Origin of the sequence: Acinetobacter sp. CIP 101966 (assembly GCF_000369725.1) — a bacterium.
In the GTDB taxonomy this organism is placed as follows: domain Bacteria; phylum Pseudomonadota; class Gammaproteobacteria; order Pseudomonadales; family Moraxellaceae; genus Acinetobacter; species Acinetobacter lwoffii_Q.
In genome coordinates, this window is the sequence record NZ_KB850167.1 from 1 (window position 1) to 6,432 (window position 6,432).

General features: G+C 33.8%; 8 protein-coding genes. 6 read left to right on the top strand and 2 right to left on the bottom strand.

Annotated features, from left to right (window positions below; all coding sequences use genetic code 11):
- Positions 1-317 precede the first annotated feature (317 nt).
- Positions 318-878, bottom strand: a complete 561-nt coding sequence (locus F891_RS18600) for an acyltransferase family protein (RefSeq protein ID WP_415867439.1) — start codon at positions 876-878, stop codon at positions 318-320.
- Between the two features lie 23 nt (positions 879-901).
- On the opposite strand from F891_RS18600, the gene F891_RS16615 reads away from it, so the two are divergent.
- Both F891_RS16615 and F891_RS16620 read left to right on the top strand, forming a co-directional pair.
- Positions 902-1,378, top strand: coding sequence for a helix-turn-helix domain-containing protein (locus tag F891_RS16615; protein ID WP_005262470.1), 477 nt, complete (start codon positions 902-904; stop codon positions 1,376-1,378).
- Positions 1,374-1,913: an IS630 family transposase gene (locus F891_RS16620; protein ID WP_126038012.1), complete on the top strand. Its 540-nt coding sequence runs from the start codon at positions 1,374-1,376 to the stop codon at positions 1,911-1,913. The genes F891_RS16615 and F891_RS16620 overlap by 5 nt, the downstream gene beginning before the upstream one ends.
- Here the strand turns inward: F891_RS16620 and F891_RS18605 are convergent.
- Entirely contained in the window at positions 1,875-2,414 is a 540-nt protein-coding gene (locus F891_RS18605; RefSeq protein WP_005264849.1) for an acyltransferase family protein, read from the bottom strand. The two genes, F891_RS16620 and F891_RS18605, sit on opposite strands and share 39 nt — an antisense overlap.
- Positions 2,415-3,839: 1,425 nt before the next feature.
- Here F891_RS18605 and repM point away from each other — a divergent pair.
- The 4 genes from repM to F891_RS16645 all read left to right on the top strand — a co-directional run.
- Positions 3,840-4,763 carry a replication initiation protein RepM gene (gene repM / locus F891_RS16630; protein WP_005264850.1) on the top strand — a complete coding sequence of 308 codons (924 nt, stop codon included), beginning with the start codon at positions 3,840-3,842 and terminating at the stop codon, positions 4,761-4,763.
- 67 nt (positions 4,764-4,830) lie between these two features.
- Positions 4,831-5,376, top strand: a complete 546-nt coding sequence (locus F891_RS16635) for a plasmid replication DNA-binding protein (protein WP_005264851.1) — start codon at positions 4,831-4,833, stop codon at positions 5,374-5,376.
- Positions 5,377-5,725: 349 nt separating this feature from the next.
- On the top strand, positions 5,726-6,043 hold the full coding sequence (locus F891_RS16640; RefSeq protein WP_005264852.1) for a hypothetical protein: 318 nt from the start codon (positions 5,726-5,728) through the stop codon (positions 6,041-6,043).
- A 120-nt stretch (positions 6,044-6,163) separates the two neighbouring features.
- Positions 6,164-6,432: helix-turn-helix domain-containing protein (locus F891_RS16645; protein WP_005264853.1), on the top strand; the 269-nt coding region annotated here is incomplete at its 3' end.

Consider the following 6,432-nt stretch of genomic DNA (forward strand, 5'->3'; position numbering starts at 1 on the left):
TTGCAGAACTGCAAGACGTTGAATTTCTTTATCAGACATAGTGATCAGCATCTATATTTTATATCCAGTCCATGGTGATAAAAACCATCATAAACTAGACATTTTTATTGGTGAGAATATAGACACTTTAAATGGGTTCTAACATTGGGAATTCGTATAACGTGTATTATGTTAATTTTAGGCATACTACAGAATAAATACGTTAAAAATTATTGTTTCAGTGATCGTTACCTTATGAATCATATTATAGGTACTTCATAGCTTCACAGAAAAAATTTATAACCAAACTCCTCTGACTTCCTATGATCCAAAATCCACTAAATTTTATTTTTTTTAAAAATTTTGTAGTTCCTAACTAATTTTATCAAAGGTTTCTCAAGATATAGGTATGTTAAATATCCACACACTACCGATCCTAATAATAAAGAAAATGAAAAAATATAGGAATTTGATATATGTAGTTTTTTTAAGATAATTGCCATTGGGGCTAACACAAATGGATGAACTAGATAAAGTGAATAAGAGCTATTTCCCAAATGTTCAAATAAGCTAACAGCAACATTGTCTGCTTGAGAAAAAAATGATTCTAAACTAACAAACCCGATAAAGACCAGGAACATTGGAATGCCATATACGATAGATCGATTTAAATTTAAATTACCAATAAAATTTATATATATAAGCATACATACCCCTACCATAAGTATAAATACTCCTATCTTATAATTTAAGTTATTATTTTTTAAGAATAAAAATGCCAATATCCCTAAGAAGAACTCAAATAATAGACCATTCGTTAGGAAATCAAAAAATGGCATTATTGGTCTATATATCAATCCTATAAGTTGACAAAAATAACTAAACATGCGAAAAGACATTTTTGGTTAAACGATGTTTGCACATGCCACGGATTGTTACCGTCCCACTCAGCTTAGAACAGCGTGCACAACTAATTCTCCTGACCAAGCATGCAGCACATTGGCGTGAAAGACAACGTGCCCAAACTATTCTCTGGCTTTCCGAAGGTAAAACTGTTGCCGAAGTTGCTGCGTTACAAGAGCGTATCCCAGAAACCATAAGGCTACAACGCCGACATTGGGAGCTACATCAGTTTGAATCGATTCAAGAAGGTCATCGCTCAGGCCGTCCCAATACACTGACATCAAACTATCAGGCTCAAATCTTAGAGTGGGTCAACACAAGCCCACTCAATGCAGAACAAATCCGAGTCAAACTGCATGAAAAACACGGTGTGTCCGTGTCTGTTGAAACTATTCGCAAGTTTTTGCGAGATTCAGGCATGGTCTTCAAACGCACCCGCCACAGCTTGAAAAAAAAGAGACCCGACCGCATTTGGACAAGCGCAACAGCAAATTGAAGCATTACGTGAGCAAGCGGCACGTGGTGAAATTGTATTGGGCTATGTCGACGAAACAGGATTTTCGGCTACGCCAGATAACCGTTATGCATGGACAAAGATAGGCGATGTTCATGCGGTTGATGCTGTAAGACTAAAGCGAGTTAATGTGATGGGTTGTCTCCTGTCAACGGGTCATCTGATCACCAGTTGCCTACAGGAGTCCGTTAACAGTCGCTGGTTTTATGCCTATTTGATGGGTGTAGCAGCACAGGTGAAACGCAGCTATCAAGTTCCTTTGGTGTTGATTGTTGACAATGCCTCGATTCATCGCAGCAAACAGATGGTAGATTGGCGCAAGCTTCTTGTACAAGAGTATTCAACGACTTTGTATTTTCTACCTGCGTATAGTCCTGAGCTGAATAGAATTGAGATGGTTTGGAAGCAGATGAAGTATAACTGGCGGGATTTTAAGGTAATGAAGGCAGATCAAATAGAGCGTTGGGTTGGGCAGATTTCAAAGGGTTTTGGTAATGAATACATGTTTACTTTTTAGTTGATACTTAAGTACTAATACTAAAAGAACAAATGAAACACCAATGTATCGAAAAAGTTTGATTGAAGTTATAAGAATAAATATAGCGAATATAAAATAGTAATAAAACTCATAGCTTAGAGTCCAACCATTATTAATAAGAAATTTACTTCCATTAGGAATCAAAAAAAATGAGGCTATTACATCGGTTGTACCACCTGAAGAGTTAATCATGTTTGGGAATACTAGGAATCCTATTAAAGCAAAAAAGCTCAGAACCCAATAAAGAGGAAGGATACGCTGAATTCTATTTTGTATAAATTTAGATGCTAATACATCTTTATTATGTGTTGTATAACACATAATAAACCCTGAAATTATAAAAAATAAATCTACTCCACTACCACCTATATGAAACCATTCAAAAGACTTGATATTATACTGATTGCCTTTGTGCCCCGTATGGGCAATAACAACCATTAAAGCGGCAATACCGCGAAGGAATTGTATTGAATAAAACATATGTATTTTTAGATATAAATATTTGATATCAGATATTAAGTTAAATCCAATAAAATTACTTATTTTTTATTAATTTTTTTCATAATATTAGCCATTTAAGATAAGATTAGGTAATTATATTGAATTAGAAAGTCAGTCCACTTCCTCTACTAAAATAGCCATCATCAAGGACTATTTAACATAAAATCTCTTATGCGAAGTATGGTTGTTAGAACCCATTTAAAGTGTCTATATTCTCACCAATAAAAATTTCTCCTATTTTTTCATTCTCATTAGTTAAATCACTTTATTTTAATGTAAATAAGCTTTTGATATATATACAAAAATATTAAAATGCCCTAAAATATGTATTTTAGGGCATTTTAATATAAAATACTGATTTTATTGTTATTTTTTTTAATAAAAAAGACGAAACCATAATATTTTTTAGGTTGTAAATAGCCAAACTTCCTCTCGGTATACTTACGAAATCTCACTCCGCTCTCTTTTCGTCACAACTAAATTTTGTGCCACAAATAACTCTATTTAACGGCTGCTGCCTATCCTGCCCTAGAAAATCCTCCTTTGCTTTATCTCTATTTTTTTTGTCATGACTAATTTTTTAAATGATGTTCCAGAAGAGATAAATAAATTAAAGACTGGTCCAATCAGGACAATTTAAAGATATCTAATTTAAGTTTCTTCGAGAAACGCGTAAGCGTGCATTCCGATCTGCTGATCAAAAATGAAAAAAGCCCAAAACTAAAACCAAGTTTTTTAAACATGATTAAAAATCGCTTTTAAATGCGTTTTAAGGCTTATTTAGATATAAAGCACCCTCACTCCTTACAAACTGGTAAACAGGGGCTAAAAATCGCAAATGAGAGCAAATTAGATTATGTTTTTATATTTATCTTTCAAGAACCGAACGAGTGTCTACGAGTGACGTCCCATAATTAAAATTCTAGAAGTCTTTTCTCTGATTACAATGCTGTATTGGCTCCTAGATAGGAAAAATAGAGCAAAGCGATTCGGGATTTATGCCAATGTATCGAGCGAAGCTCGAATAAAAAGTTTTATGAGCGAAGCGAATTCCGAGTTGCATTTGCTTTTTTTTCAAAGTCACGAAAATATTAACTAAAAAATTGCCCCACGAATCGAGCGAAAGCGAGATTCAATAGAGTTTGAGCGTAGCGAAAACCAAGGGCAATTTTTCATGGTTTGGGCTTTTAATTATTTTTAAAGATTTTAAATGCTTTTAGATGCGCTAAAGGTCTTAATTTGTAAGGATTTTAGAGATTATAAAACGAGGTTTACCTTGCATTAAAACGAGGTTTACCTTGCATTAAAACGAGGTTTACCTTGCATTAAAACGAGGTTTACCTTGCATTAAGCGAGTTGATAATATAGCCTCGTCTTATTGACTTAAAAATATAACTTTTTCATATGAAAACAGAACTAATTGTCAAAGATAACGCTTTAATTAATGCTAGTTATAACCTTGATCTAGTAGAACAACGATTAATTCTTTTAGCTATCGTTGAAGCCAGAGAATCAGGTAAAGGGATAAATGCTAATGATCCATTAACAGTTCATGCTGAAAGTTATATCAATCAATTTGGTGTACATCGAAATACTGCTTATCAGGCATTAAAAGATGCTTGTGATGACCTATTTGCAAGACAATTCAGTTATCAGAGTCTTAGTGAAAAAGGTAATGTTATTAATCACAAGTCAAGATGGGTAAGCGAGGTTGCTTATATTGATAATGAGGCTGTTGTTAGACTTATTTTTGCTCCCGCTATTGTGCCTTTAATTACTAGGCTAGAAGAGCAATTTACGAAGTATGAGATACAACAAATAAGTAATTTAACGAGTGCTTATGCTGTTCGTTTATATGAAATATTGATTGCATGGCGTAGCACTGGAAAAACGCCTCTTATAACTATCTACGATTTCAGACAAAAAATAGGTGTACTCGAGACTGAATATAAAAGAATGTACGATTTTAAGAAATATGTTTTGGACATTGCATTAAAACAAGTAAATGAACATACCGATATTATTGTCAACGTTGAACAACATAAAACAGGCAGATCTATTACAGGCTTTTCATTTAGCTTTAAACAGAAGAAGCCAGTAACGAATACAACCAATAATATTGGCCATGACAAAGAGATAAAAATCAATTTAACAGATGCACAACGCTATTTGTTTGCTAGTAAATTATCAGAACTTCCTGAGATGGCTAAACTTTCACAAGGTACTGAAAGCTATGAACAGTTTGCTGCGCGGATTGTAACTATGCTACAAGAACCAAGTAAATTAAAAGAACTTATGCCATTACTTCGAAAAGTTGGTTTTCAATAAATGATGTCAATTGACATAGTAAAGTTAACAGTCAACTATTAACACAATTTGAAAACTGGTTTACATAATGAAAAAACTGTCAGTTTCAGAACTAGCAAAACTATATGGATATTCTAGACAGGCTGTCTATGCTCATATAAAAAAAGGGAATTTATCAAAAGGATCTGATGGTTTAATTGACTTTGCAGAAGCTTTGAGAGTGTTTGGAGAACCTCAAAAGAACAACTCTACTGTCAACCAGAGTCAATCAACTAACAGTCAAAACTTGACAGAAGTTGACTTACTAAAACGTCAAGTTGACATACTGGAAAAACAGTTAAATCAGGCAGTGCAGAGAGAAAATCAATCATTAGAACGTGAATCGTTTTATCAAGAACAGATTGAAGCTATGCAGCGCTTACTGGAAGCTCCAAAAGCCAATATGAGTACGTTTACCGATCAAGAACAGTCGCAAGCGAATGCAGCTCAGGTACAGCCAGAACCGAGCACCGATGATACGAAACATGACGGATTGACTACTACCGAACCTAAACGGATTCCGATCCCTGAACATGTAGAACCTGAACCTGAGAAAAGGGGCTTTTGGAGTCGGTTTTTTAGACCCTATGATTAACGATTATTGTTTAATTCAGATGAACAAACCCGTGGAACATTGGTTAAATAGTAGGCGTGGAACAGGTTAAAGTGCTAAAAAAGCCCAGAACGGTGTGCCTGGGCTTTTTACTACACGATAAGACTATGATTTATATGAAATAAAAATAGCATTTCGTATAAGGTGTATTATGTTAATAATATAAATTCTTAAAAGCGTATTGATTTAATAATAGAAAAATTATCAGAGTAGGGTATGTGTAAAGTAAACGTTCAATTATCAACCAACAATGATTGAAGATTTATATCTTATATATGTTAATTTCATTAACATATATATACCAAATCAATAATGTCTTAAGTGAAATAATATGATAAGTCAACATCATCATTTTTTAAAAAAACTTTCGATCAGTGATGCTGCTATAGCGTATAGAAAACCTCGCTCGACTATACTTAAATATATAAAAAGCGGAGATTTCGAACTTGACTACAATAACTTGATTGAATATAGCCAGTTAGTTAAAAAATTTGGTGAAATTAATTCCCCTATACGGGACGAAAGAGATCAACAAATCAAAAAACTAAAAGATGAAGTTATGCATTTAAAAAAACAACTTAATTTTTTTAAATATACTTCAATCTCAAATAAACATAGATTATTAATTTCTCATAAAGACTCCATTTAACATAATGGCGGTTATACGAAATTAGTATGTTAGAACCCATTTAAAGTGTCTATATTCTCACCAATAAAAATGTCTAGTTTATGATGGTTTTTATCACCATGGACTGGATATAAAATATAGATGCTGATCACTATGTCTGATAAAGAAATTCAACGTCTTGCAGTTCTGCAAGACGTTAGAGATCATCGTCTTACCCAGGTCCGTGCTGCTGAAATCCTGAATCTTTCCACCCGTCAAATTACCCGGTTATTGCAGAAACTCAATCAAGATGGTGTCTCAGGTATGGCACATGCCAGTCGTGGTCAACCGGGTCATCGTCGCCATGACGTCCTGTTAAAATCAGAATGTCTTTCCATTATTTCTGAACATTTACTTGGCTTTGGTCCTAC